This is a genomic window from Chelativorans sp. ZYF759 (assembly GCF_012911015.1).
Lineage (GTDB): Bacteria > Pseudomonadota > Alphaproteobacteria > Rhizobiales > Rhizobiaceae > ZYF759.
This window is the reverse complement of record NZ_WVVV01000040.1, coordinates 1-1,655: the sequence shown is the minus strand read 5'-3', so window position 1 is coordinate 1,655 and position 1,655 is coordinate 1. Positions and strand designations below refer to the sequence as shown.

Genomic DNA, 1,655 nt, shown 5'->3' with positions numbered 1-1,655 from the left:
TCCGACAACGTCCTATGTCGGGAAATTCTGGCTGCTTAGGTCAGCAGGTCGTGTGGCATCCGGCTGTCCGGATACCTTGATAAGGTTGCCCAGACGGGCTCTGCGGTCAAGAAATGATCTCATCCATAGCAAACACAGGGTACGCGATGGCGGCCCTCACCGTCCTTAATACGAGATCCGAAATCCCAAGCAGAAGGCCCAAACATTATCTACGAGGTCAGAGAACTGCCTCCACGGCACTGGTCAGAGAGAGGTCCTTCCGCCTGGGCTCACCCCCTCGAAGAAGGGGCGATAGGGTTCGCCGTGATTGACCACGGCGTGTACGGTGCGCGCCATTTTGGCAGCGATCGCGGTGTAGGCCTTGCGGCGCAGATGAGCGTTATGTCGATCCTTCGAGATATAGCGTTCGAACTTGTCCCGGAAGCTGTTGGTCTTTGTCAGGACAGCTGTCTGGCCGGCCATCCAGAGCGTGCGGCGCAGCCGGGCATTGCCGTACTTCGAGATCCGGCTCTGGCCGCGGAACATGCCGGACTGCACGGTGGCGAGGTCCATGCCGCAGAACTTCAGAAACTGCCGATGATGCCGGAACCGGCGGAGGTCCCCGGCCTCCGCCAGGATGGTCATGGCGTTGATCGGACCGATGCCGGGGATCGTTGTCAGCAACTGATAGTCCGGCAGATCAGAGAGGAGCTCGACCGCACGCGCCTCGATCTCGTTGCGCTGACGGACAAGACTTCTGCCTTCGGCAAGGACCAGACGGAACATGCGGACGGCGTCGGAATCCGGTCCGACGGGCAACCCAACTGAGTTGACCGCCGTGGCGTAAATATCTGAAAGCAAGCGTTCTTTGGAGACCTTCTTGCCCACCACCTGCCATGCATCAGCGATGAAGGCGTCCCGGCTCATGGCCGTAATCATCGTCGGTGTTGGATACTTCTCGAGGAATGCCAGGAACCAATCGGTTCGAGAGCTTCGATGAAACCGCTCGGCCTCGGGGAAGTAGAGCGGCAGGTAGTGCGTCAGGATGCGGTGCCAGAGCTCGGTCTTCGAACGTGAGACGATCTCGTGCGTCTTCGACAGCTCTTGGATGTCTGCGGTCCCGACGACCAGCGGGTCATGGAAGAACTGCACGGCGCCGATCTCCAGCATGTGCAGGATGACTTGCGCGTCCTTCGGGTCGTTCTTGTCCCAGCTGTTGTGCAAAGCCTCGCGTGTCCGGGCGAGGCCGACAGAGGAGACAAGCTTGAGGTCGAACCCGGCCTGTCCGAGATGATGCGCCAGCGGTCTGTGATAGTTGCCAGTCGCCTCGAACCCGATCCGCACTGGCAGTCCGTAGCTGACGAGTGCCGCAGACAAGCGTTGGAAGTCTTCCAAAGTGTTCATGATCGTCATGCGGCGACGACGCTTCTTGCCCGGGACCCCGATCAGGACCTCATGGCGATGCTTGGAAATGTCGATGGCGACCAGGACGGTCGAAGGGATAGAATGGGTGGCGGTCATAGCCGGTCTCCTCAGCGGTGTGGTTCAGCAAAACCACTGTTGAGACCTGAGACCCGGTTATGGCCACCCGCTGCGCGATGTGGAGGCTGCGCGCGTGGCCATAACCTGTCGGCAGCACCTGTTCCCGACGTGCTACGGCCCGGAGTTCATCGCCA

At 60.2% G+C, this 1,655-nt stretch carries 1 protein-coding gene; it reads right to left on the bottom strand.

The features are described from left to right. Positions 1 to 243: 243 nt before the first annotated feature. Complete coding sequence (locus GRZ55_RS22925) at positions 244 to 1,500, bottom strand: IS110 family transposase (RefSeq protein WP_169289256.1); 1,257 nt, start codon at positions 1,498 to 1,500, stop codon at positions 244 to 246. Between the last annotated feature and the right edge of the window lie 155 nt (positions 1,501 to 1,655).

Bases quoted from the DNA above. Each gene is read 5' to 3' on its own strand.
- GRZ55_RS22925 (WP_169289256.1), bottom strand. From the start codon at position 1,500: ATGACCGCCACCCATTCTATCCCTTCGACCGTCCTGGTCGCCATCGAC.